The organism is Campylobacter concisus (genome assembly GCF_002913945.1).
GTDB classification, from domain to species: Bacteria; Campylobacterota; Campylobacteria; order Campylobacterales; family Campylobacteraceae; genus Campylobacter_A; species Campylobacter_A concisus_P.
The window spans coordinates 15940-38111 of the sequence record NZ_POZK01000019.1 but is presented as its reverse complement, the minus strand read 5'-3'; the positions used below and the strand labels follow the sequence as shown (position 1 = coordinate 38111).

At 38.3% G+C, this 22172-nt stretch carries 18 protein-coding genes; 7 read left to right on the top strand and 11 right to left on the bottom strand.

All coding sequences use genetic code 11. The features are described from left to right. The first annotated feature begins 18 nt into the window (after positions 1-18). From CYP64_RS04340 to recG, 3 genes are read left to right on the top strand one after another with little or no spacing between them, the layout of a single operon-like run. Positions 19-1065 (top strand): dehypoxanthine futalosine cyclase, encoded by a 1047-nt coding sequence (locus CYP64_RS04340; RefSeq protein ID WP_103648821.1) that lies wholly within the window; start codon positions 19-21, stop codon positions 1063-1065. Further along, positions 1066-2295 (top strand): M16 family metallopeptidase, encoded by a 1230-nt coding sequence (locus CYP64_RS04335; protein ID WP_103648820.1) that lies wholly within the window; start codon positions 1066-1068, stop codon positions 2293-2295. It begins immediately after the preceding gene. Continuing rightward, a complete protein-coding gene (gene recG, locus CYP64_RS04330) occupies positions 2285-4102 on the top strand; it encodes an ATP-dependent DNA helicase RecG (RefSeq protein ID WP_103648819.1) in 1818 nt (605 codons plus the stop codon). The genes CYP64_RS04335 and recG overlap by 11 nt, the downstream gene beginning before the upstream one ends. 122 nt (positions 4103-4224) lie before the next feature. Here recG and CYP64_RS04325 read toward each other — a convergent pair whose 3' ends face one another. From CYP64_RS04325 to CYP64_RS04310, 4 genes are all read right to left on the bottom strand, one after another. Further along, on the bottom strand, positions 4225-4431 hold the full coding sequence (locus tag CYP64_RS04325; RefSeq protein ID WP_072594813.1) for an excalibur calcium-binding domain-containing protein: 207 nt from the start codon (positions 4429-4431) through the stop codon (positions 4225-4227). 82 nt (positions 4432-4513) lie between these two features. Next, complete coding sequence (locus CYP64_RS04320; protein ID WP_103648818.1) at positions 4514-5287, bottom strand: ABC transporter ATP-binding protein; 774 nt, start codon at positions 5285-5287, stop codon at positions 4514-4516. Continuing rightward, positions 5287-6294: a FecCD family ABC transporter permease gene (locus CYP64_RS04315; protein ID WP_103648817.1), complete on the bottom strand. Its 1008-nt coding sequence runs from the start codon at positions 6292-6294 to the stop codon at positions 5287-5289. Before CYP64_RS04315 ends, CYP64_RS04320 begins: the two co-directional genes overlap by 1 nt. Positions 6295-6297: 3 nt before the next feature. Next, the gene (locus CYP64_RS04310) at positions 6298-7329 is read right to left on the bottom strand and encodes an ABC transporter substrate-binding protein (RefSeq protein ID WP_440130149.1); all 1032 of its coding nucleotides are present in this window, start codon (positions 7327-7329) and stop codon (positions 6298-6300) included. A 221-nt stretch (positions 7330-7550) separates the two neighbouring features. On the opposite strand from CYP64_RS04310, the gene CYP64_RS04305 reads away from it, so the two are divergent. After that, a complete protein-coding gene (locus CYP64_RS04305) occupies positions 7551-9782 on the top strand; it encodes a nitric-oxide reductase large subunit (RefSeq protein WP_103648815.1) in 2232 nt (743 codons plus the stop codon). Positions 9783-9854: 72 nt separating this feature from the next. Further along, entirely contained in the window at positions 9855-10397 is a 543-nt protein-coding gene (locus tag CYP64_RS04300; RefSeq protein WP_103648814.1) for a DUF1523 family protein, read from the top strand. 34 nt (positions 10398-10431) lie between these two features. Here the strand turns inward: CYP64_RS04300 and CYP64_RS04295 are convergent, their stop codons facing one another. The 7 genes from CYP64_RS04295 to fliW form a co-directional block, all read right to left on the bottom strand. Continuing rightward, positions 10432-10617, bottom strand: coding sequence for a hypothetical protein (locus CYP64_RS04295; protein WP_103648813.1), 186 nt, complete (start codon positions 10615-10617; stop codon positions 10432-10434). A gap of 484 nt (positions 10618-11101) precedes the next feature. Beyond that, positions 11102-11629, bottom strand: coding sequence for a ribosome hibernation-promoting factor, HPF/YfiA family (gene hpf / locus CYP64_RS04290; RefSeq protein ID WP_103648812.1), 528 nt, complete (start codon positions 11627-11629; stop codon positions 11102-11104). A gap of 80 nt (positions 11630-11709) precedes the next feature. Continuing rightward, the gene (locus CYP64_RS04285; protein WP_181001684.1) at positions 11710-12135 is read right to left on the bottom strand and encodes a hypothetical protein; all 426 of its coding nucleotides are present in this window, start codon (positions 12133-12135) and stop codon (positions 11710-11712) included. Next, on the bottom strand, positions 12132-13148 hold the full coding sequence (locus tag CYP64_RS04280) for a type II secretion system protein (protein WP_223154467.1): 1017 nt from the start codon (positions 13146-13148) through the stop codon (positions 12132-12134). The genes CYP64_RS04285 and CYP64_RS04280 overlap by 4 nt, the downstream gene beginning before the upstream one ends. Beyond that, entirely contained in the window at positions 13145-13840 is a 696-nt protein-coding gene (locus tag CYP64_RS04275; protein ID WP_103648811.1) for a type II secretion system protein, read from the bottom strand. The genes CYP64_RS04280 and CYP64_RS04275 overlap by 4 nt, the downstream gene beginning before the upstream one ends. Then, positions 13834-18051 carry a hypothetical protein gene (locus CYP64_RS04270; RefSeq protein ID WP_141091147.1) on the bottom strand — a complete coding sequence of 1406 codons (4218 nt, stop codon included), beginning with the start codon at positions 18049-18051 and terminating at the stop codon, positions 13834-13836. Before CYP64_RS04270 ends, CYP64_RS04275 begins: the two co-directional genes overlap by 7 nt. 60 nt (positions 18052-18111) lie before the next feature. Then, positions 18112-18495 carry a flagellar assembly protein FliW gene (gene fliW, locus CYP64_RS04265; RefSeq protein ID WP_054196362.1) on the bottom strand — a complete coding sequence of 128 codons (384 nt, stop codon included), beginning with the start codon at positions 18493-18495 and terminating at the stop codon, positions 18112-18114. Positions 18496-18607: 112 nt separating this feature from the next. Here fliW and CYP64_RS04260 point away from each other — a divergent pair, with 112 nt between their 5' ends. Continuing rightward, positions 18608-19255, top strand: a complete 648-nt coding sequence (locus CYP64_RS04260; RefSeq protein WP_103648809.1) for an outer membrane protein assembly factor BamD — start codon at positions 18608-18610, stop codon at positions 19253-19255. Between the two features lie 8 nt (positions 19256-19263). Continuing rightward, a complete protein-coding gene (gene lon, locus CYP64_RS04255; protein WP_103648808.1) occupies positions 19264-21681 on the top strand; it encodes an endopeptidase La in 2418 nt (805 codons plus the stop codon). Positions 21682-22172: the final 491 nt, after the last annotated feature.

Sequence of the window (22172 nt, the reverse complement as noted above, 5' to 3'; positions counted from 1 at the left end):
CAAAATAAAAGGTTAAATTTGAAAAGACTTAGTGTAAATGAGGCCATCGATCTTATAGAAAATGCACCGCTTTACGAGCTTGGCAAGATGGCGCTAGCTAGAAAAAAAGAGCTTCATCCAGATAATATAACGACCTTCATCGTCGATCGCAACATCAACTATACAAACGTCTGCTGGGTAGATTGTAAATTTTGCGCATTTTACCGCCACGCAAAAGAAGAAGACGCTTATGTACTAAGTTTTGAAGAGATCGGCAAGAAGATCGAGGAGCTAATCGCCATTGGTGGCACGCAAATTTTATTTCAAGGCGGCGTACATCCAAAGCTAAAGATTGAGTGGTACGAGGAGCTTGTCGGCTACATCAGCAAGCACTATCCAAGCATCACGATACATGGCTTCTCAGCCGTTGAGATCGACTACATCGCAAGAGTTTCAAAAATTTCTACAAAAGAGGTCTTAAGACGCCTAAACGAAAAGGGCTTATACTCGATGCCAGGGGCTGGAGCGGAGATTTTAAGTGACAGGGTGCGTGACATCATCGCCCCAAAAAAGTGCGACACCGCAGACTGGCTTCGCATACATAAAGAGGCGCACGAGCTTGGCATAAAAACGACTGCTACGATGATGTTTGGCACGGTTGAGAGCACTCGCGAGATCGTGGAGCACTGGGAGCATATCAGAAATTTACAAGATGAAACGGCTGGATTTAGAGCATTTATACTTTGGAGCTTTCAAGGGCTAAATACAAAGCTTATGCAAGAATTCCCTGAGATCAAAAAGCAAAGCTCAAACGTCTATCTAAGGCTTCTTGCAGTCTCAAGGCTCTTTTTGGATAACTTTAAAAACATTCAAAGCAGCTGGGTCACGCAGGGCAGCTACGTAGGTCAGCTAGCGCTTCTTTTTGGCGCAAACGACCTTGGTAGCACAATGATGGAAGAAAACGTCGTAAAGGCAGCAGGTGCAAGCTTTAGGATGAATCAAAATCAGATGATCGAGCTTATAAAAGATGTCGGAGAAATTCCAGCCAAGCGTAACACAAACTACGATATTTTGGAGAAATTTTAGATGAAAATTTTAGATATCAATGTAAAAAATGTAAAAATTCCAGTCGTTTTTGAAAGCTCAAAAGCGATGCCAGTAGTGAGCCTAAAGCTAGTTTTCAAAGCAGCTGGTAGCTCACAAAATGGCAAGCTAGCAGGCCTTGCAAGGCTAAGTGCAAATTTACTAAACGAGGGCGATATGAAGCTAGGCTCGGCTAAATTTGCTAAAAAGCTTGAGGTGCGGGCGATTAGCCTAAACGCAAGCTGCGGCTTTGAGACATTTTGCATCGATCTAAACTGCTTAAAAGAGCACTTTGCCTTTGCGTGCGGCAAGTTAAAAGAGCTACTGCTCGCCCCAAATTTAACAGATGAGATCCTAAATAGGTGCAAAACCGTCACACTTGGCGAGATCGCAGCAAATGAAAACGACTTTGACTACGTGGCAAGGCAAGGACTCTTTGAGCTTTTGTACCCAAAAAGCGTGCTTGCCCAGCCAAGTATCGGCACTAAAAAGAGCATAAAAGCGATCACGCTTGAAGATGTGAGCAAATTTTTAAACGAGCATTTAGACCTTTCAAATTTACTTTGCGTGCTAGGTGGCGACATCGACGAGAAGCAGACAAAAGAGCTCGCTAGTGTTTTAGAAATTTTAAAACCTGGTAAAGCTCGAAAGTTAGAGCACTTTAGCCCAAGCGATAAGTGCGAAAGCAGCGAGATCATCAGGCAAAGCGAGCAGGCATACATCTACTTTGGCGCGCCATTTAACGTGAAACCTGAAGAAAAATACAAGGCCGCAGTGGCGACATTTATCCTAGGTGAGGGTGGCTTTGGCTCGAGGCTTATGGAGGAGATCCGTGTGAAAAGAGGGCTTGCTTATAGCGCCTACGCTAGAAATTTGCTAAATCTCTCTTACAGCCAGCTCTACGGCTACATGCAGACAAAAAATGAGAAAAAAGATGAGGCCATTGCCGTTATAAAAGAGGAAATTTTAAAATTTAGTAAAAAAGGCGTTAGTAAGGCTGAGCTTGAGCAGGCTAAGAAATTTTTACTTGGTTCGTTGCCGCTTAGACTTGAGACGCTATTTAAGCGCCTTGACATCGCGCAAGGCGAGTTTTACGAGCATGGCGAGCTTGGGGCATTTTTAAAGGATCTGGATAAAATTTCAGCCCTTTCACTAAGCGAGCTAAATAGCTTCATAAAAGCCCACGCAGAGATCAATCAGCTAAGTTTTTGCGTCCTAAAAAATGAAATTTGAAGCAAGCGACAGAGCAAAACTTCTAAAAATAGGCGTGCTTAGCCTGCTTGACCTTGCCCTTGTGCTACCAAAGGGCTTTGAGGATACGACGATCGCTAAGAGCCCAAGAGAAGGGCAGGTCTGCATAAATGTAAAGATCACCTCGCTCGCCTCGCGCCCTGGCATGCTGACAGCACTTGCCTTTTGTGAGCAGTGGCAAAGTAGCGTAAAGATCGTCATTTTTAATGCAAAGTCCTGGCACTACGGCGCTTTTAAGACGGGCAAAGAGATGGCGATATATGGGCTTTGCTCCTATGCCTTTGGCTCGTGGCAGATAGTAAATCCAAAAATTACCACAAAAATAGGCCAGATAGTGCCTAAATTTAAGACCGAGCTAAAAGATGATGAAGTCAAAAAACTCGTTTTAAAATATATAAATTTACAAAATTTATTAGCCGAGGGCTTAAGTGAGCGAGAGGCTAAATTTCTAGCTGAGCTGCAAAGACTAGACGAGCAAAGCGTACAAATTTTATACCGCCTAAAAAACGATAATGAGGGCGTGCACATTTTAAAATTTGTAGAAATTTTTAACTACATAAAAAAGCTAAGTGCTAAAAAAACCTACTTTAAAAGCCCAAAAATCAAGCTTTTTGATATAAGCTCTTGGCTTAAGAGCTTGCCATTTACGCCGACAAATGACCAGATAAATGCGGTAAATGATATAAGAGACGACCTTGCTGCTATGCAGGCAAAAAGGCGCGTCATAATGGGCGATGTGGGAAGTGGTAAGACGCTAGTGATCTTGGCAGCTGCTCTTAGTGTATATCCGCAAAGTGCCATTTTGATGGCGCCAACAAGTATCTTAAGCGAGCAAATTTACAATGAAGCAAAGAGTCTATTGCCGCCATTTATGAATGTGATATTGGTTCAAAGTGGAGAGAAAAAGATAGACTTTGGTGGGGCAAATTTGATCGTTGGCACGCATGCGCTGCTCTTTCACGAGCTACCAAACTCACCGCTAGTCATGGTTGATGAGCAGCACCGCTTTGGCTCAAACCAGCGAAAAAAGATAGAGGAACTGGCCTCAAACGATGATGAGCGAGCAAATTTTGTGCAGTTTTCGGCTACGCCCATACCAAGGACGCTAAGTTTGATCCAATCATCGATCGTAAATTTTAGCTTTTTAAAGCAGATGCCGTTTAAGAAAAATATAACGAGCCAAATTTTAGGCGCTAGTGAGTTTGGCTTTTTGCTAACTCACATCAAAAAGCAGCTTGCGGGAGGCTTTCAAGTAGCCATCATCTATCCGCTAGTCGAGAGCAGCGAGAGCTCAAACTACCAAAGTCTAAGCGAGGCACAGGGCTTTTGGCTAAAGAATTTCAAAAATGTCTTCGTCACGCACGGCAAAGACAAAGAGAAAGAGGAAATTTTAAGGCGGTTTAGAGAGGAGGGTGAAATTTTGCTCTCAACCACCGTTGTTGAGGTGGGTATCTCGCTACCAAGGCTAAATACGATAGTGATCGTGGGCGCTGAGCGGCTAGGGCTTGCTACGCTTCATCAGCTGCGCGGTAGAGTTGGGCGAAACGGCGGCGATGGATACTGCTTTTTATTTACCAAGCTAAAAGAGGCACCAGCAAGACTAAAGGAATTTTGTGCGACAAATGACGGCTTTAAGGTGGCGGAGCTTGATCTGAAAAACCGCCAAAGCGGCGATATACTAAATGGCTTTTTTCAGCATGGAGCGACCTTTAACTTCTACGACTACGAGGATGATATCACACAGGCTGCAAAGGCTAGAGTGGCAGCGCTTACTAAAAATAACGCCTAGTTGCTTTTAGCTTAACTTAAATTTTTGATTTTCTTTTACTGGTTCTTTTGACTTGTTTAAATTTTTATAATTTATAGAATTTGAAGTAAGTGTCAAGGCTAAGTTTTTTAAAATTTATAAAATTATTTTTCTACTCTTCGCTCTTTGCATACATTCTCGCATGGTATACCGTCACGATCACGATCAAACCCACTGCGTCCGCATTTTCTTAGATAGTGATATGCTTCTTCGCAACTTTTCATCTCTTTGCAGTAGCGTTTAGAACAATCAAATTTATCCGCTGCGTTTGCCATCAATGCAAAAAATAAAATCAAAACTACTTTTTTCATTTTTACTCCAAAGGCAGTATTAAATAAGAAAAATAATACAAAAAAGCGCTCTCAAAAGAATTTCTCTTTTGAGAGTATAAATTTAAAGAGGATATGTTAAGCAACACTCTCTTTTTACCTCGTCGATGTAGCTTACGTTTAAGCTTAGTCCGTAAAGCTTGCTTAAATTTTCGCTTCTGATGATCTCATTAACCGTGCCAAACTCAACATTTCCATCACCTTTTACAAGTGCGACATATCCGCCAAGAAGCACGGCAAAGTCAGGGTTGTGAGTGGTTAGCACGACTGAGTAGCCAAGCTCTTTTAGCCACTTAACGGTGCGTAAAAATTTATACTGGTTGCCAAAATCAAGCGCACTCGTTGGCTCGTCAAAAATGATCATCTTTGGCTGCGCAGCCATCGCACGAGCGATCATACACATCTGCTTTTGACCGCCACTCATTTGAGTTATAAATTTCTCTTCAAGGTGCTCGATCTCAAGCTTTTTAGTGTAAATCTTAGCTATCTCTTCATCTTCTTTGCTAGGTCTTGCAAAGATGCCAAGGTGCGCCGCACGTCCCATCGTGATGAACTCAAGTCCAGTGTATTCATACTCGGTTACCTCACTTTGAGCCACATATGCCATGATCTTAGCGCGCTCTTTATTGCTTAGGCTATCTACGTTTTTGCCATCAAGGAAAATTTCTCCTGAAATTGGCTTTAGTGAGCCGCTTATTAGCCCAAGAGTGGTTGATTTGCCAGCTCCATTTCGACCAAGTATGGTTAAAATTTCGCCTGCGCCTATCTTTAAATTTACATTTTCTAGTTTGCCAGCCCCATTTGGGTAGCTAAAGTTTAAATTTCTAACTTCAAGCATCATGCAACCTTTTTATTTCGCCATAAAACCCAGACAAAAAATACCGTGCCGATAAAGCCAGTAAGCACGCCAAGAGGCACTTCACTCACGCTTATGCTGCGAGCTAAGGTATCTACAAATAGCAAAAATATCGCGCCCATAAATATGCTTGCAGGCATGCTTTTTATGTTATTTGCTCCAACTAGCATGCGTGCTAAGTGAGGCATGAGAAGTCCCACCCATGCGACTATGCCGCTTATGCAGACGCTGCATGCCGTAAGAAGCGTGGCACAGATGATGATGATAGAACGCTCGAATGAGACATTTAAGCCAAGTCTAGCCGCACTCTCGTCGCCAAGAGAGAGCAAATTTATACGCCAGCTCATAGCGATTAGCAAAACAGCGCAGATGATCATCACTGGGGCGATGTATTTTAAATTTTCACTATCAAGCTTTGCTAGGCTTCCAAGCTGCCAGTAGACGATGTCAGGAAGCTTAGTCTCAGGGTCTGCGACATACTTTAAAAAGCCGATCACTGAACCCATTAGACCGCTTACGATGATACCAGAAAGAACTAGCATAAGTGTGCTTGAGCGTCCCATCATCTTAGGTATGGCTAGCGTGATAGCAACGGCTGCTAGTCCAAAGCCAAATGCAAAAATTTGTATCCAAAATAGCGATAGATCAAAGATAATCGCAGTCGCAGCCCCCACACAAGCACCAGCTGAGACGCCAAGCAGATCAGGGCTTACTAGCTGGTTTTTAAAGACGCCTTGATAAGCTGCACCACTTACGCTAAGAGCGGCTCCGACAAGTATAGCTGCGATAATGCGAGGGATGCGTAAATTTTCTATCACGTTTGTGATGTTGCTAGCTGCCCCCTCTCCTAGACCAATGCTATGAGCTAGCACGCTAAATACATCGCCAAATGAAATGTAAAATCTACCAACGCAAAGTGCGACAAAGGCGCAAAGAAGCGTTAGCAGAGCTAAAAAAATGGTAACTAATGAAAAATTTGCGTTTTTCATATATTATTTTTTGCTACCGTCTGGGTTTAGACCTTTTAGGATATAGCCATACTCTGTATCGCTAAGATCGTGGTTTAAGAACTCTTTGTAAAACTCTTTTGTCTTAGCTTTTACATCTACATCTTTAAATAGATCTGGTTGGATAGTCTTTGCTGCCCATAAAATTTGAAGAGCGCTCTCTGCGCCGTATCTATCCCAGCCAAAAACGCCTTTTGGGTTGCCATAAACTTTGCCGTTTTTAACAGCATTTGAGCCTGAATATGCAGGGTTTTCTTTAATAGCTTTGATCTGCTCGTCTGTATCAGCACCGCCAACGATGATGATATCAGGGTTTGCGTTGATGAGCTCTTCAGCTGTTAGCTCGATCATAGAGCCTTCTTTTGAGACTGCGTTTTTGCCGCCAGCTAAATTTATCCAAGTGTTTATGATAGTTTTTGTGCCATCAACCTTTAATAAATTTGCTCCGCCAAGCAAGTGAAGTACTTTTGGACGTTTAGCATCAGGGATGTCTTTTGTCTTATCAGTTACAAATTTGGTGTTATCTTGGATATTTTTTGTAAGTTTATCAGCCATAGCTCTAGCCTTGTCAGTACCGATCACTTCAGCTGTTGCATAGATGCTCTTTTCCATATCTGGATAGTCTCTAAAGATTAAATTTATAGCGCTAAAGCCGTTTTTGCTAAGCTCATCTTGATAGTTTTTGCTTGAGACTACGACAACATCAGGGGCAAGCTTAACAAGCTCTTCGATCTGAAGATCTTTGCCGTCAAGTGCGGCTGGTAAATTTTTAAGTCTTGGGTAGACGAGGGCGAACCACTTGTTTTTCTTGATCTGATCGGTTGTGGCTACAACTTTATCCATACCGCCAAGCGCTAGGATGATCTCGTTGTTTGCGTGCCAAAGAGCAGCGATCTTTTCAACTTTTTCAGGTACGCCAACTTTGACGCCATGCATGTCAGTTATGCTTCTAGCAGACTCAGCTGCGTTTAGGCTAAGAGCCATAAAAAGTGAAGCGACAAGGCTAAATTTAGCCATTTTTTGCAAAAATTTTTTTTGCATATTTTTTCCTTTATTTTAAAAATATAAAGTTGTATATTAATAATTTTTAGGTTAATTCTATGTAAAAATCCGCCAATTTCATAAATTTTTTAAAATTTTTATTAAGACAATATATATCTTTTATTGACATATATCATTAGCCACTTTTTTAAAATGAGATAAACTTCGCCTTAAAATTTTTAAAAAAAGGAGAATCAATGCGTGAATACAAAAAGTATTGGCTAGCACTTGTTGCAGTACTAGTAATTTGCTTTAGTATTTTAGGCTACTACGGCGTTGAGGTTTATAGAAGCTCGCCACCAGTTGTAAATTTTACAGATGAGAATGGCAATGTCGTGATCGACAAAGAGAGCATCTATAAAGGTCAAGAGGCCTGGCAAAGCATAGGAGGTATGCAAGTTGGCTCTGTTTGGGGACACGGCGCATATCAAGCACCTGATTGGAGTGCGGACTGGCTTCACAAAGAGTTAGTTATATTTTTAGAGTTAAAAGCAGATGAAATTTATCACTCAAAATATGCTGACTTAAATGATGAGCAAAAGGCAAATCTAAAAGTTCTACTTAAAAAAGAGTACCGAGAAAATGGCGTAAAAGACGATAAAATCGTACTTAGCAGCGATAGATTAAAGGCTATGAAACAAGTAAGCCAAGAGTATTCATCACTTTTTGGAAATGACCCTAAGTTTAAATCTTTAAGAGAAGCTTATGCGATGAAAGAAAATACTCTTCCAAATGCTTCTGATAGAGATGATCTTAATAACTTTTTCTTCTGGTCGGCCTGGGCAACCGCAGCAAACAGACCTAATAGCGATGCTACATACACAAATAACTGGCCACATGAGCCACTAATCGATAATGTACCAACAAGCGAAAATATCTTTTGGTCAATCGCAAGTGTTGTAATACTTATTGCTGGTATTGGATTTCTTGTTTGGTTTAGCTCTTTTTATGGTAAAAAAGATGATGAAAAGTTGGAAGCTATTAGCGAAGATCCACTTAGTAAATTAAGCCTAACTCCATCTCAAAAAGCTCTTAAAAAATATCTTTTTGTGACTTTGGCTCTTTTTGCATTCCAAATTTTAATAGGCGGCTTTACAGCTCACTATACAGTCGAAGGACAAGAATTTTACGGTATAAATTTATCAGCTTATATTCCTTATTCACTTGCTAGAACATGGCACATTCAGGCTAGTATTTTCTGGATTGCGACAGGATTTTTAGCAGGCGGTCTTTTCTTAGCACCTATTATAAATGGTGGCAAAGATCCAAAATTCCAAAAGCTTGGCGTAGATTTATTATTTTACGCACTACTAATCCTTGTAGTTGGCAGTTTTGCTGGCGAGTATTTAGCGATCGCAAATATTATGCCTATAAATTTAAGCTTCTGGTTTGGACACCAAGGATATGAATATATCGAGCTTGGACGTGTTTGGCAAATTATTTTATTTGTTGGCCTTGTCATTTGGATGCTACTTTTACTTCGCGGATTTATCGGCGGATTTAAGAACAAAGGTGATAAAAATTTACTTGCTATCTTTGCAGCTTCAGCCGTTGCAGTTGGATTATTTTACGGAGCAGGATTATTTTACGGCCAAAGAAGTCCACTTCCAGTGATGGAATACTGGCGCTGGTGGGTTGTACACCTTTGGGTTGAAGGCTTTTTTGAGGTCTTTGCTACCGCTTCACTTGCTTTTGTATTTGTTAGTCTTGGTCTTGTTTCAAAGAGATTTGCTACGTTCTCAACACTTGCGAGTGCATCACTTTTCTTAGTAGGCGGAATTCCAGGAACTTTCCACCACTTATATTTTGCGGGCACTACAACACCTATAATGGCAGTTGGCGCTAGCTTCTCAGCACTTGAGGTAGTTCCTCTTGTATTGCTTGGCGCTGAAGCTTATGAGCATTACAGACTTCAGTTTGCTCAAACTTGGGCTAAGACATTAAAATGGCCACTTTACTGCTTTATCGCAGTTGCTTTCTGGAATATGCTAGGTGCTGGTGTATTTGGATTTTTAATCAATCCTCCGATTTCACTATTTTATATCCAAGGTCTAAATACGACTCCAGTTCACGGACATGCTGCGCTATTTGGTGTTTATGGATTTTTGGCACTTGGATTTGTTTGGCTAGTAGCTACTTATCTATTCAAAGGTCAAGAATTTGACGAAAAACTTATGAAAATAGGCTTTTGGGGCTTAAATATAGGTCTTATGCTAATGATCGTGCTTTCGTTACTTCCAATAGGAATTTATCAAGCATTTGCAAGCCTAGAGCATGGCATGTGGTATGCAAGAAGCGCTGAGCTTTTACAACAATCACACTTACAAAATTTAAGATGGGTTAGAATGATTGGCGATACGATTTTAATAATCGGTGGTATTAGCTTCTTTGCGCAACTTCTAAAATTTATACTTAATAAAAAAGCTTAAAACTAAAGGGGTATTTTTACCCCTTTATTTAAGCTATCTTTTCATAAAATAGCGTAAATTTAAAGGAAAGAAATGATTACATTTTTTAGAAGAATTTGCGTTAGTTTTATTGTCCTCTTGCATCTTTTGTTGGTACTTGTGGTTAATTATTCGTTTCCGCATTATGATAGCGTTTTTATAACCGGTGGTGATGTAAAACGTATGGATAAGGACGGCATAATTGACGCCAAAAACCCAGCTGATGGCCCTACTAGAGATGTCTATTTTATCTACACTAAAAGTCCTCAAAATCCAGATAAAGTTATGGCCTATAGAAATGAAGATACTGCATGGGGATTCCCATTTTATTTTAAATTTAACTCAGCCGATGTGCAAGCTAAAGCCCAGGGCTTCACAAATAGCGATAGAAACGTCACCATAAAATATTATGGATATAGAATTTCTATGTTAAACGAGTTTAGAAATGTCATCTCTCTAAAAGAAAGTGGCACTGATACTAGTTGGCCGATAGCTAGCTATGTGCTTTACTTTATCTTGTTTATCTCGCTAATCATTTGGGTAAGAAAGATAAATAAGGCTTTTACACCAAAGGTTAGTGAAAATTTAGAGAAATAATTTAGTAGATTGTATTTTTTGATTATTGGATATTTTAAAAATCAAGCAGAGAGCCTTGTCTCTCTTTTATCTTTGGAAATTCTTTATACCTGACGCCATCAAGCGTTTTTAGCTCGTTTGTTCTGTTGCGCCATTTGTCGTATTTCCATACACTTTTCCAGTCCATAAAATAAAATTCTACATCTTGATGTTTGCAATTATTTTTAAGAAAATCACCCATTTTTTATGGCATGTAATTCTTTGCCTTGCCTGTGACCTAGTTTAGTTCGCCAAGATATTCTTAAAATGGCTTACAGAGAAGCCTTCTTGTATCTAGATCTATCTTACACAAGGATATCTATTCCGTAAAATTTTAGGCACTTTTTGATTTTAAAGTACTCTTTCATTATGTTTGGACGTTGAGTTAAAAACCAAAATTGATAATTTGATAAGATTTTTTGCAACCTTAATAGTCTCATAAACAAAGCTAAATAAAAATTGCTCATAAAATTTACAAAAATATAGTTGGATTTTTAACGCTTAAAGGATCGCTCAAACGCTTGGTAAAATTTTAAATTTAAAGTCACCTTGATAGAGCTTAACACCTTTCTGAAAATTTAAAGCCATTTGCTGGCACAGTAGTTTTTGCAACAGGTTTTTTAGATTTTAGAAAGAAAATTTATAGTGAATTAGCTTAAATTTTAGGGGCAAAGCTGCCCCTAGGTTTAGTAAAGACCGAAAGTTCCGTCTGTTCTTTTGTAGATCACGCGCATTTTTGCGTCAACATCGTTAAATACGTAAAATTGTTTATCGCTTGATTTTAGTTTCTCAAGTGCTTCTTCGACTTCAAGTGGTTTATAAATTTCAAGCTCCATAGGCACTATCTCCTCGACACCCTCTATCTTTTCTTCACCTATTCTTGAGCGAAATTCTTTGTCGTCAGCCTTACCTTTTACGGTAAATTTCTTATCATGCTCTCTTCTTAAAACTTTTGATGCTTTTTCGATAGCAAGATCGATCGCAGAGTAAAGGTCTTTATCTTTTTGGCGAACGACTATTGTATCTTTATGGGCCATATTTAGAGAAAATTCTGCATTAAAGCCTTTTTTTCCTTGTTTTTCATCGGCTGCTACAACACATCTTGCTGAGATGATGTCGAGATTGTATTTGCTAAGCGTATCAAAAGCGTCTTGGATATAGTTTTTGATTGGCTCTGTTAGCTCAAATTGTTTTCCTACAATGCTTATGTTCATCGTAATCTCCTTTATAGAAAGTAAGATGATTATAACACGCTAAAACTAAAAACAAATTAAACTAAAATATTTATAAAATTTTAAAGTTTCTGAAGAGTTCGTTTGTGAAAATTTATAGGATTTGGCGTTTTTTTATCTTTTGATGTTACAAAAACATCAAAGATCATGTTGCCAGTACTTGCGACTCCGTTTGTTCCTGGCATGATTGTCGGTGGAGTGCATATACCGATATCGCCAAAGTAAGTTATTTTTACTTTAAAGTCGAACATATCGTTAAATTCTCCATTTACTTTATCTAAGCATTTATTTGAGAAATCGGTTCTAAAAATTTCAAACATCGCATACTCTGCTGCTGCTTGAGCAACGAGTTGTGCTTGCTCTCTTAGATAAATTTCACTGCTTTGTCTAGCTGATGTGCTAGCTATCGAAAGAGCAAGAGTGCTGATAGAAGCTGCCACAACTAGAAAAAATATCGCCGCTATTAATGTAAATCCTTTTCTCATCAATAAACCGCCTTTGACTTGCAAATGGTTATTTCTGATTTTTCTGCTTTAAGGCAGAGCTTTAGCGCGATGACACCATTTTTTTCTGTAAAGACAAATCTTGTTACGTGTTTAGCTAGTGTTGCACTTTCGGCTTTGATGGCCTTTGTAGATGTTGAGCTAAATTTTTTAAAGCTTTCATTTAGCCATGGCCTATAATTGTAGTAAATTTTAAGGTCAAAAGAGCCATTTTGTATATCTTCGGCACTTTGCTCAGCTGGCGCTATGGCAATGGCTGTGTAAGCTAGCTTATACTGTTCTGAAATTTTTTTATTTTTAAAATCACTTGAAATTTTAAGTGTGTCGATTGATTGTATGCCTACTTTTGCGATATCTAAGTGCCTTTGGTCTAAATTCTCTTGATAGCCAAAGCTACTACCAACTCTATAAAGTATGCTAGAAAATATCGCCACTAAACCACCATTTTCATTATCGGCGTTTATGCACCTAGAGCCGCTATTTACATCTTCTTCATTGCTATCATTTTCGCAGGTCAAGTCCATTACGCCGTTTCTAAAAGCATCATTAAATTTACTTCCAGGGCTTTTTAATCCATTTGCAATAGAGCTATTTGCAAGATCTACATATCCACTATATATGCCTTCTTCGATGATCGGATCTCCGTTAGTATCATCTCCTTTATATTCGTTTATGCCATCAAATAGCTCATAAGCAGCTGGGATAAATTCTAAAATTTCAAAGTCACTACTTAAATTTACGCCACTATCATTTAGAGCTAGGTAATCTCCATTTTTTTTCCTAGCGATAACGCTTTGTTTGATTCTGTGGCTAAGTAGCATTGAAATTTGCTCTAGAGCGATTTCGCTTTGTGTCTCTAGCTCGTTTATTACTTTGCTTTGAAAATAGTTTTGATATAAATTCATAAGCGTGTTAAAGCTCATAAGTGAGATAACGCCAAGTACGGTGATGACTATTATTAGCTCAATTAATGTAAAAGCTTTTTTTGTTTTTTTCATTTCCATTCTTTTACACTTAGAGTACTGCTTTCACCTACATTAAAGGCATATCCATAAAGTACGCTTTTGCTCTCTTTTGTAGTTTTCATAGTCGTATCTAGCTTTATCTGTAAAACGTCGTTATCGTTTAAAGGAGTGCTAACTACAAATTTATCAGCTCCATTTGTTATGGTTGGAGTCGTTTCTGTATCTATGATAAAGTCACGTTTAGTAGTGCTAGCAGTTGGCGAGATGGATTTTTGAGTATTGAAATTTTTGATAGATTTTACTTTAAAATTTACGCTTTTGATTGATTCTGGAAGCTTTGAATCACTAGGCCTTGTGGCACATGCAGATGAATTTTGCACTGGATACGCAAGTATCCTATGTCCTTCACCTTTTACACCGCTTTTTTCATAAAAATCCGGATTTGCCCCTTGGTCGCAGATAATAAGAGGAAAAATTATAGCCTCTTGAGTGGTTATAGATGATGGCATGGTGTTTTTACCGGCTATTAAGACTTGATCACTAAATGGTGCTTTTAATATTAATGACATATAAGTTTTAGCATTCATTAGTCCTTCTTGCATTAAGGATTGCTCGCTTAAATTTGAAGTAGTTCTTACCGCTAGTGGCAGGCTCGCACTTACTATGGCTACTACAAGCACTGACAAGATAAGCTCTACCAATGAAAAGCCACCCCTTTTCACCACTCTATTCTCCTGTTTGTCTTGTCACTTATATCTAGGTTACTATCACTATTAGATTTTACTCCTATAAAAACTCCAACTGCACCGCTTGTCTTATCCTCTATATTATTGCTCTTTAGGACTTTACCAGCCCATTCGCCATTTGGTACTAGAAAATTTAGATTGAAATTATTTGTTTCAGGTTTCTCATCAAATTCACTATAAAGAAGCCAGCTAGGTGCTCTCATTTTAGCCACATCAGTAACTGCCGAAGGGTTTCTTATAAAAATTATTTGCTCGCCATTGCTTATGCTGCTTACATCATTTCTTAAAACAGTGCCGCTGTAAGTGTTTGTAAAGCTAAAGTCATGATAGTTAAGTACTCCTGCATTGTGTTTTGGATTGGTAGCCCAAAATGGTGCAGCTGGAAAGTCTTGCCATAGTTTGCCATTATCTTTCATATAGATATTTTTATTGCATCCATCGCAGTAGGCACCATAATAAATTTTGGCATAAAAGCCACTATAAAGCCCTTCATAAAATGGTGCATAAACCCTACCAAAATAAAATTTTGCCGTTGTTTCTGTTGCTGGTTTTTCATATTTTTTTACTGTATCGGTACTATCTGACATGCCGCTAAAGCTAAAATCATTACTTGAAATAGTAAAAGGATTTTTAGCATGATTTACTTTTCTTTCAAAATTAAAATATACTTCACCTTTGCCTACGCCATTTACAAAAGTATTTTTCTCTACATAAAATGTTGATTTTGTAGCACTTGGATCTATTGCTTTTCTAGTGTTTGAGCCAGGAATTTCAAAAAATAAAATTTCTTCATTTGCTTTTGCTAATGTGCCGGCATTGCCATCATTATCTGTAAAATTTAAAGGAACTCTGTCTAGCTTTATATCAAAGTTCATATTTTTTGCATAGCAATCTTCATTATAAAGCTTTGCAGGGTCATCGTTAAACAGCCTAGCAGTTACTTCAAAGTCAAGCTTTGCTTTTTGTATGCCTTCATTATCAAGGTATGTTATATCGTTATCTTTTGTTATCTTTAACTTGCTTATTTGTATATCTTTTGGCCTAAATAAATAATCTCTATTGCCTTCTAGCTTTATACTACATCCGATCCTTCCTTCTTGAGCAGTGTCTTGTGATGGATCGTTGCTAATTGAGTTTTTTACACAATCATCAGCTCTTGATGGTGTATGTTGATCAGTTATTGTATAGTCTTTGTCTAATACATAAAAATATGTATCACCTATATCTGAGTAAGAAAAGCCAACAGGTCCACTTGATGTGTGACGGAAAATTTTACCCAATGCTTTATTTGGATCGTTAAAATCTACGCTTAGTTTGTTCTCGCTCTCTATAATGCTAGGATCGCAAGTCGCACTATATGCTGGTACAAGTTTTATCTCTCCATTTGAGCCACTTATGTTATTTATATAACCATTTGCTAAGCCACTATCAAGAGGTTTCATAGCCGCAAGAGCAATGTTGTTATAAGCTTTGCCGCCTATTAAAACATTGTTATTATTGATCGTATTCTTGTCAGTATCCCATAGCCTAAAGTGACTTGGTCTTATAGCAAAATCATCTAATTTTTCGCATTCAACCTTTGTAGTATTTGTTGCTGGATCAAGATGAGAAATTCTAAATTTTACGCTTTTATAGGCTCTATCAATACTAATGCCTGATAACAAAATATCAGTTACGCCATTAAATGTTATATCTTGTTCATATAAATTTGTTGGAGCACTGCAAGACTCAACCAACTCTACTTTTACATCTACTGGAGCATCTGGTACTTTTTTGTTGCCATCTGTATCATAGTTTGTGATATAGACATTAAATGGCGTAGAAACGATTTTGGTTAGAAGTCTATTTTTAAATTTAGTTTTAAAAGTTGCCGAGCCATCGTCTTGTCTATTGCTTGCGACGAAATTATTTGGACTGGCACTAACGCCTAAAGTAATGTTGTAATTTTGATTGCTACATCTTCTTATATATGTGTCATAGGGCTGTAAATTTATATCAGCATTTGCAACTGTGGCTTTGTAACTATTTGGCTCAAATTTAGACTTAAGGGTTGTTTCATATATGGCATAAGCGTAGTTGCCTTGATGAATTAGCATTTCTCCACCCTTATTTGCAGCTGCACCTTGTCCCAAATAAAAAGTTAAGTCATTTCCGCTTAATTGCTGTAAGCCTGTGTTGTCGTTATAGTGTATTTGTCCTGACATAGTAAGTAGATCACTAGGCCCTTGTGATGCTTTATCTGCGTAAATGTAAGTTGAGTTTGGATTATAAATTTGGCTTGGATCTATTGTGGCTTTTAGTGCAAAGTCTTGGGCAGCTTCATTAGTATTATTTGTAACTTCAACGAAAGTTTTTAAAATAGTATTTGCTGGCACTACCGTCGGAGTATTTTCTTGCACCTTTGTAAAAGTACTATCGCTAGGTTTTTTCGCATAAATATATTCCATATAACAAACATCTGGCTTATATATACGAGTAGAAAAGCCAACTAGAGCTAAATTTATACGGTCAGCACTTACGACATTGGCACCGCCTGAATTTTTAATCGTTGTAACTGTAAATTTTATATCCGCTTCTTTTTGAGCATATGACATTTTGTCCGATATATCAAATATATCCAAGTCTGCTTGGGAGTAAAATTTTTTACCTGGATTTATAAGTTGCCCAAATTTTGTCATAGTTGAGTTAAATTGATCACCTTTTGCATTGTATTTGCTGGTTATACTCAGATAACTACCTTCGTTTTCTATTTCAATATTCTCACCTTTTGTTTCTGGCTTTCCGCCAAAAGAAAACATTGTAAGCGTAGCATTTATGTCGCCTGCTTTTGGCGTATAGATGTTTTCAAATTTTACATCTATGGTTGAGCTTTTTACAGTACCAAATGGATCGCTTGACTTCATCCAGTCTGCTGCAAGTCTTTCTAGCCCATCAAATATACTAACAAGCTTTGGCTCTATATTGTTTGCTGCGGCAGTTTTATCATCAAAGTCATAAATGATGACTAAACTCCAAGCAGCAAATTGTGGTGCGATGGATTGTATCCAGTAACCATTTTGCCCTTGAACTGGTGAGAATAGTAGCGTGCCGTATGTTTTTTTTAGTTTTCTATTAGTAGAGTTGTTTACCTTATATGTGCCATCATTTGGGTCTATAAATTCATCACTAAAGGGAATCGTAGTGGATCTGATATTGCCAGCATAAAATGTCCTACCTGACTCACTAGTACCAAGAGAGTCTCTAACTATATCTGTTACATCAGCACTTGCTACATATTGGTAGTTTATTCCAGCCTTTACATAGTAGCTATTAGACTCGTTTTGATTGTATGATTCAAGAGTCATTGATTTTGGTTTATACTCACTAAATGAACCAAACCAAAAGACATCTTTTGGATCAGCATCTATTGTGATTGCATTTTTTCCAGGAGCTTTAAAATCAATCCTGCTATATCCTTTTATATAATTTAAGGCGCTTACATATAAATTTGACCCAAGATTTTTTATTGCCCAGTTTTGATAAAGAGAGCCACCCCAATAAAGCCTGGCATAGACTACGTTTTTACCTTTTAAATTATTTTTTATAAAGGTATTTTTCTCACTAAAATCAAACGTGGAAGAGGATGAATTTTTACAATAAGGATACTTGCTAGGATTATAAATATATGTTGTTTGACAAAGTGTGTAATTACTAGACGTAAAACTACCAGTATTTAAAAATATTCTATCGGCTGTAGATGATGTTCTTGTTACGTTAGATGGATCTGGAACAAAATTATATCCAGCGTATTGTGGAATCATAATAGTAGCACCAATGGTAGCTATATCACCATTTACTCTGGTATTTAGATTGCCATTTATTGATCTTTGTCTTAAACCTTTAGAGTGATCATCCCACATGCCAATTAATGGTTCATGCCCCCATGGAGAAGATTGTCTTGCATAAATGTGATAATGATCTTGTGCTAAGCCTGAAGAAAAGCTATTAGTATCTATCGTCCAAGTTCTATCAGATTTTCTTATGCAATGTGGGATATTTTTAGAAGAGTTGTCTTGGTACTCTTCAGCGTCTATAAAGCAAGAATAGTTTGCTCCACTACAACCAATAGATGCTGCTTCTGCTGTCGTACAAGCTCTGGGTGCACAAAAACCAAACGTGACAATAAAACAGAGTAAGTATATTACCTTCACGACAAATCCTCTAAATAACAATAAAAAATCTCTCCTTAGATTTTTAAAAGCTTTTAGCTACTATTTTTGTATAAAATTTTCTATCATTTCAGCTTGCCCATACTGAGGATATTTGGCAATGTCTAAAACGACTTGAGATAAGGTCATGTTGTCCATATTGCAAACGATAGGAGCTATAAAATTTACAGTTGATTTTTCAAGCGGGAGTGCAACAACGATAATGTTATAAATTCTAAGTTGAGAGCTTTCTTTAATCTCCATAAGATCTTCATAATAGCTTGGAATATCGAATTCGTAGCTTCTTAATGCAAAAGGATTTATCATTGTAAAAGATGTCTCATCATCTTTGCTTGCTAGCTTAACAAAAAATTTATCAAGTTCAATTAACTCCATCGTCTTGATATGCTCAAAGCCTAAAATAGGGCTTTTAACACTAAAAATCATACTAACTCCTATTTTGTAAAGTTGCCGTATTTTATCATAGTTTTAAAAAATTTATACAAAAATAATAGCAAAAAATGTAGAATACGAGGATTTAAACTTTTTAAGGAAAAGCATGAAAAGATTTTCTAAAATTCTAGCAGTTGTAGCTCTTTTGGGGCTTTTTAGTGGTTGTGCTGAAAAATATACCGAGCTTTACAATCTAACTCCAGATGAGTGGTATGCTCAGGTTATCGCTGATATAAAAGATGGTGATCTTGAAGCGGCCGATAAACACTATGTTTCAATGGCAAGCGAACACGTAGCAAGCCCACTTTTGGAGCAAATTTTACTTATCCTTGCCCAAGCTCACGCAAATGATGAAGAGTATCTAATGGCAAATCACTATCTTGACGAGTACATCAAAAGGTATGGTGACAACGGTCCAAAAACAGAGTTTGCTCAGTATCTAAAGATAAAAGCAAATTTTGACTCATTTACTCAGCCAAACCGCAACCAAAAGCTGATGGAAGATAGCGTAACTGAGATCGAGAAATTTCTTTATATGTATCCGAATACTGAATATAAGCCACTTATTGAGACTATGCTTATTAAATTCAAACTCGCGCTTTACTTCCTAGATATGCAAATAGCTGATCTTTACAATAGGACTGGTCGTGATGTTTCGGCCAAAATTTACGAGCAAAAACTTGAAGAGTCACCGTTTAGAAATTCTGACCTTATCAAGCCTGATGTAGCATGGTATAGAAAACTGTTTGAATAGGAGAAATTTTGCAAATAAACGAAAATAAAGGCTTCCCAACCGAAATTCCCATTATCGTTGAGGACGAGCTATTTTTATATCCATTTATGATAACTCCGCTTTTTTTAAGCGACGATGAAAATTTAAAAGCACTTGAACTCGCCATACAAGAAGAGACTCCGATCCTTGTGGTGCCCACAAAGCCTCAGCAAGACGGCGCTAGAGACTTTGATGGTATCTATGATGCTGGTGTGATCGGCACGATAATGCGCCGTGTACCACTACCCGATGGACGCGTGAAGGTGCTATTTCAGGGCATCGACAAAGGTAAAATTTTAAAACAATCAGGCATAAATCCGCTCCGTGGCATTGTCGATATGCTCCACGTCAAGCGCCCATCTCAGGTCAAAACTGACGCTCTCATCGTTGTTTTAAGAGAAAAAGTAAGAGAGCTCTCGCAGTTTAGTCACTTTTTCCCACCAGATCTTTTAAAAACTATTGAAGAGAGTGCTGAAGCGATCAGGGTTTGCGATCTCGTCTCAAGTGCACTGCGCCTAAAAAAACAGATCGCCTATAGCTTTTTTGTAGAGGAAAATTTAGAGCAACGCCTACTAAAGCTCATTGACTATGTTATCGAAGAGATCGAGGCAAATAAGCTTCAAAAAGAGATAAAAAATAAAGTCCATTCAAAGATCGATAAGACAAATAAAGAGTACTTTTTAAAAGAGCAGCTAAAGCAAATTCAAGCTGAGCTTGGAGCGGATACGAGTCGTGAAGAGGAGCTTGAAGAATACCGCAAAAAGCTTGATGCGAAGAAGAAATTTATGGCCGAGGACGCCTACAAAGAGATCAAAAAGCAAATAGATAAGCTTTCGCGCATGCACCCAGACTCAGCTGACGCAAATACCTTACAAAGCTACCTTGACTGGGTGTTAGAAATTCCATTTGAAAATATAGCTAAGAAAAAATCATCCATCACCGAAGTGAGCAAGCATCTAAATGCCGATCATTACAGCCTTGAAAAGCCAAAAGAACGTATAGAGGAGTATTTTGCTTTGCGTGAGCTTTTGGAGCTTAGAGGCGTTGGCGAAAAGGTAAATAATGGCGCTATTTTATGCTTTGCAGGCCCTCCAGGCGTGGGTAAAACAAGTCTTGCAAACTCGATCGCAAAGGCGCTAAAGCGTGAACTAGTTAGGATTGCGCTTGGCGGACTTGAGGACGTAAACGAACTAAGAGGCCACCGCCGCACCTATATAGGCGCTATGCCAGGCCGCATCGTGCAAGGGCTCATCGAAGCCAAGCAGATGAATCCAGTAGTGGTTCTTGACGAGATCGATAAGGTTGGCAGAAGCTACCGAGGCGATCCGACCGCGGTTTTACTTGAAATTTTAGATCCTGAGCAAAATAATAAATTTAGGGACTACTATCTAAATTTCAACATCGATCTTAGCAAGATCATCTTTATAGCCACCGCAAATGATGTGAGTATGATACCAGCTGCACTTCGCGATAGGATGGAGTTTATCGAGCTTAGCTCATACACTCCACAAGAGAAATTTGAGATCGCTAAAAAATATCTCTTGCCTCAGGAGCTCAAAAAGCACGGGCTAAAACCAAGTGATGTGAACATCAGCAAAGAGGCACTTGAGCTAATCATCAGCGACTACACAAGAGAGAGTGGTGTGCGAAATTTACGCCGTAGGATCGCTGATATACTAAGAAAAGTCGCCAAAAATATCCTCACCAAAAAGAACGAAGGCAAGATCAGCGTCACGGCTAAAAATTTGAAAGAATTTTTAGAGAAAAAGGTCTATGAGATCGAGCCAGCGGACAAGAAAGACCAGATCGGCTTGGTAAATGGCCTCGCGTGGACGAGTGTCGGTGGCGACGTGCTAAGGATCGAGGCTATCAGGATCCAAGGTAAAGGCAACATGCAAATCACTGGTCAGCTAGGCGACGTGATGAAAGAGAGCGCTCATATCGCATTTAGCGTGGTAAAAGTACTGATCGATAACAAAAAGCTAAAAGTGCCAATGGCTATCGTGCCAAAATTAGATGATGACAAGCACAAGCTCGAAGCCAGCGACGTTTATAGACGCTACGACCTTCACTTGCACGTGCCAGAAGGTGCAGTGCCAAAAGATGGTCCAAGCGCTGGCATCACGATGGCAACTGCGATCGCATCGATACTAACTGACACAAAAGTCAAACACGACATCGCAATGACTGGCGAGATCACGCTAACAGGCAGAGTGCTACCTATCGGAGGACTAAAAGAGAAACTAATCGCCGCTCACAAAGCTGGCATCAAAACAGCGCTCATACCTCGCAAAAACTATGACCGCGACCTTATCGATATACCAGCTGAAGTAAAAGGCGACATGAAGATCATCGCAGTAGATACGATCGATGATGTACTAAAAAATGCTCTTGTAGCTAAAAAATAATCCTTACTCTAGCCCTAATCTCACTTTAGGGCTAGAGAAATTTATAAATTTTGACGATCCTAAAATCCAAACAAAAAACCATAATAACGTATAAAGATAATTAATAATTTAAACAATATAAACACATGCAGCACACAAGGGAAAAACGAATTTAAAAATTGTGAGCGAGCGTATCACACTCTAAATTTCTAAAATTAGTAAATTACTAAGGCGAGCAAGTAAAGTTTTAAAATTTTGTAAATTTGCTTTGTTAAATCAAGTGAGTGTCAAGTAAATTTTAAAATTTCATGAACGAGTAATTTTGGCTCTAAAATCTGAGCTAAGTGGTAAGCGAAATTAAATTTTAGTAGTTAGCTCTTGCGAGTGAATGAAATTTTAAAACTTTGTAAAGACAGCTTGATTAAATTTGTAAATTCCTTTTTATTCAAAAGAGAGACAATGTGGCTTGAATTATGAGGGCGTTCTCTTATCTTCCTTTTTTTAAATCTGCT

What these genes read in the sequence shown, in the direction of transcription:
- fliW (WP_054196362.1), bottom strand. Translation starts at nt 18,495, where the DNA reads ATGATTTTTAGTGTTAAAAGCCCTATTTTAGGCTTTGAGCATATCAAG.
- CYP64_RS04280 (WP_223154467.1), bottom strand. Translation starts at nt 13,148, where the DNA reads ATGAAAAAAACAAAAAAAGCTTTTACATTAATTGAGCTAATAATAGTC.
- hpf (WP_103648812.1), bottom strand. Translation starts at nt 11,629, where the DNA reads ATGAACATAAGCATTGTAGGAAAACAATTTGAGCTAACAGAGCCAATC.
- CYP64_RS04295 (WP_103648813.1), bottom strand. Translation starts at nt 10,617, where the DNA reads ATGGGTGATTTTCTTAAAAATAATTGCAAACATCAAGATGTAGAATTT.
- CYP64_RS04325 (WP_072594813.1), bottom strand. Translation starts at nt 4,431, where the DNA reads ATGAAAAAAGTAGTTTTGATTTTATTTTTTGCATTGATGGCAAACGCA.
- recG (WP_103648819.1), top strand. Translation starts at nt 2,285, where the DNA reads ATGAAATTTGAAGCAAGCGACAGAGCAAAACTTCTAAAAATAGGCGTG.
- CYP64_RS04310 (WP_440130149.1), bottom strand. Translation starts at nt 7,329, where the DNA reads ATGGCTAAATTTAGCCTTGTCGCTTCACTTTTTATGGCTCTTAGCCTA.
- CYP64_RS04305 (WP_103648815.1), top strand. Translation starts at nt 7,551, where the DNA reads ATGCGTGAATACAAAAAGTATTGGCTAGCACTTGTTGCAGTACTAGTA.
- CYP64_RS04315 (WP_103648817.1), bottom strand. Translation starts at nt 6,294, where the DNA reads ATGAAAAACGCAAATTTTTCATTAGTTACCATTTTTTTAGCTCTGCTA.
- CYP64_RS04335 (WP_103648820.1), top strand. Translation starts at nt 1,066, where the DNA reads ATGAAAATTTTAGATATCAATGTAAAAAATGTAAAAATTCCAGTCGTT.
- CYP64_RS04320 (WP_103648818.1), bottom strand. Translation starts at nt 5,287, where the DNA reads ATGCTTGAAGTTAGAAATTTAAACTTTAGCTACCCAAATGGGGCTGGC.
- CYP64_RS04300 (WP_103648814.1), top strand. Translation starts at nt 9,855, where the DNA reads ATGATTACATTTTTTAGAAGAATTTGCGTTAGTTTTATTGTCCTCTTG.
- CYP64_RS04260 (WP_103648809.1), top strand. Translation starts at nt 18,608, where the DNA reads ATGAAAAGATTTTCTAAAATTCTAGCAGTTGTAGCTCTTTTGGGGCTT.